Genomic DNA, 2,946 nt, shown 5'->3' with positions numbered 1-2,946 from the left:
CGTCATACGCATATATCTTATTATATGCAGTCATTATACAACAGTATTGGCGAGAATGGCATGGGCGGCAATTCATCCCTGTGTGTCTTGAAGGACAACACAGGGAGTTCTTGCCGGACTTTTAAAAGCATTATTTAATTCAGGCTCATTTACAAAATCTTTTCCCAAATTTAAAAATCTATTTAGCGCAACAATCGCATCATCAATACACGAAACAGACACAAAAAACATTTCCAAATCCCAACCATTTTTTGATCTATTCCATCTTTGTATTTGAACAAGGGCATTATCAACCGAATGCTCAAAAAATCTCAACCATAAAATATATTCCAATTCTTGTTCTAAGGTTAAATCTTTGTAAGTTTTCATATTCATATTTCCCTTAATACATCACTAATTTTCTGCTCCATTATCTCAATTAATTGTTTGTTTGCATTAATTATTTGCCATTCTTTTTCCGATAAGTCGGCTTTCATAAAACCAACGATTTCATTTCCCTAATCTTACCCCAAAACCCGCTTAAAATCAACAGACTCTAGGCATAAAATTAACATAAAAAACTCCAAGAATTTCTCTCAGAAAACTGTGAATATCTTTTTACTGCCAATCCGCGCCAGTGACATAGGAATCCCTATCAAACGAATTGATCTGGTAGACCGCGTCCCAATCAAAGCCGGATTGAATGAAAATTTCCGAGGTCGTGATCCATCTTTTCTCTCCCGTGTCTCCCGAAGCATAAAGTTTATATGCCTTTGTATCTCCAACGGCGCGCACGAGGTCGGAAGTCAGAAAGCCGTCCAAAACCGATTGATCGACATTTTTGACGTCGCTCCATCTTAGGTGTCCGTAGTTCTCGAAAACAGACGGACTCAGGATCAGTCTTTTGAATTTTTTCGCGCCCACATATTTGACTATATAAACATCAATCCCGCCGACCGCCCGGATCAGCGCGCCATCAGGAAGATTTTGCAGATCTGAAATTGGAGCTGGCGAATTTGTGAAAGCCTCGAGCACTTTTCCTCCGAAATTGACCACCCATGCGCAATAGATCCCTTCGCAACTTCGGGAAATGCCGACCGCCACATAGGAATCCCTCAGCATATTTTCATTGTGAACAAGGCTATTTTTCCACCAGCCAAAAGCATCTTCAGCGGTTGAATGTCCGCTGATGCTCCAGGCAATGATCTCTCCTCCGCGAAGAGTGTTGTTGGTACTGCCTGCAGGATAACCGAAAGCCTGCAATCTCACATATACTGTGCGCCCCAAAGAATCCGTATGCGTACAAGACCTCTTCGGAACGCAGTTGGAGGCCATATCCTGGCTCATCCAGTTCGCGGCGTTTTGAAGCAAGGCATCTTCAGTAAGCGCAGCGTGATTATTTTCTGTTCGATATGCATTTATAATGCCGAAGAATTTTTCAGCCTCCGCGTCATAAGAAGCATTTGCCTTGCCAAAAGGCGTTATGATCAAAATCAAGATCAGTGATCCAAAAATTACTTGCAGAAAGTTTTTGATACCGAGCATAATTTAAAATAAAGATTTTTCACCCTATATAAGGCCTTATTCGAGACTCCTCTTAAGAGGAGATTTAGAGGTGTGTTGAATTAGAGATATCACATATTTAACACACCCCTGGCCCCTCTGGCAGAGGGGAATATTCAGAGAAAATCATTAGACCCTATATAATCAGACGGCTAAATCCTCTTAAAATTACAAATTACCTTGACTTATGAAATGTCATTTCTGTCATTTCGAACGTAGCGGAGCAGAGAGAGAAATCCCTTAAATAATATAAGACGCGATAATAATGTTAAAGGGATTCCTCTCCGCCGTTGGCGGATCGGAATGACACAAAGGTTTGTATTTCGTAATTCAAAGAACTTTATAAAAAAACTAAATTTTTATAAATGCTCATGATATTCTTCCTGAATCTTCTGCCATAATTCTTCGGCATATTTTATTATGGATTCAGTTTCGACCAAGTCCAGAGATTTCTTGGCGCTCTCAAGAACGGACAAAAACCTTGCTTTCTCGACGGTTATATTTTTCTCCTCGGCGACACTTTCATCTTCTTTGACATTCTGAGGGTCTTTTTCCCTGAGCAGTAATATTTTTTCAAATCCCTCCGGGGTCAGTTGCGTCAGAATGTCGCACTCAAAGACCATTTGGCCGACTTTCGTCTGATATTTAGGATACTCAAAATTTTCTCCGAACTTTTCCTTTGCCTTTCTTGTGGGATATCCATCCGGGCCCATATGTCTTTCTATAGCCAGCCGGACGCTTTTTGCAAGATCTTTACTTATGCCCATGTCGCACAATATTCCTTCAGCGATCTCTCCCCCTTTTTCCCCGTGCTTCAAGAAATCTCCCCATCCTTTTGCAATGTCATGCAGGATCGCCGCCAGGATCGCTATCTCTTTTTCCTTATCACTGAACTTTTCTTCGGCAGAGAATCTTTCAATATAATTCCTGACCTGCGCATTATGGACCATGAACTGCCCGATCAGGTCTTCGCCCACTTCATGATCTTTATAATATTTTTCAACAACATCCATCAGTTCATCCTGCATTTCCTTGGTGGTTTCCGCCGGCCCTTCCAATCGATAATTTTCATCTGGAGTTGAGCTTGATTCGTCTTTGGGGAACATATTTTCCATAAACAATATGTAATTTGATTAGTTCCTACTGTTAAGATGGCAAGGATTTAGTGTATTGCGAGGCTCGGAGAGCCGTGGCAATCCCGGCATTATAGAAAGAAGTTGAAGATTGTCCGCCATTTGCGGATCTGCCTGACGCATGACTTCGTTGTCATTGCTACTCCTCCTCGCAATACCCGTTAAAAGGAAACGTCAAGGATAATAGTTGGGAATAATGAGCTATACAGTTATAAATGATAATTTAGAAGCATCATAGCATTCATTGTTTTTATTCAGATTGAACATTATT

General features: G+C 40.9%; 3 protein-coding genes. All 3 read right to left on the bottom strand.

Features of this window, described 5'->3' with window-relative positions:
• Positions 1-72: 72 nt before the first annotated feature.
• The 3 genes from WC788_09900 to WC788_09890 all read right to left on the bottom strand — a co-directional run bounded on the left by WC788_09900 (position 73) and on the right by WC788_09890 (position 2,657).
• A complete protein-coding gene (locus tag WC788_09900; protein ID MFA6097909.1) occupies positions 73-369 on the bottom strand; it encodes a hypothetical protein in 297 nt (98 codons plus the stop codon).
• Between the two features lie 228 nt (positions 370-597).
• Complete coding sequence (locus WC788_09895) at positions 598-1,524, bottom strand: CAP domain-containing protein (protein ID MFA6097908.1); 927 nt, start codon at positions 1,522-1,524, stop codon at positions 598-600.
• 377 nt (positions 1,525-1,901) lie between these two features.
• Positions 1,902-2,657, bottom strand: coding sequence for an HD domain-containing protein (locus WC788_09890; GenBank protein MFA6097907.1), 756 nt, complete (start codon positions 2,655-2,657; stop codon positions 1,902-1,904).
• Positions 2,658-2,946 lie beyond the last annotated feature (289 nt).

It is taken from the genome of Candidatus Paceibacterota bacterium, assembly GCA_041661265.1.
Lineage (GTDB): Bacteria > Patescibacteriota > Minisyncoccia > JAHIHE01 > JAGLIN01 > JBAZUT01.
This window is presented reverse-complemented; position numbering and strand designations above follow the sequence as displayed.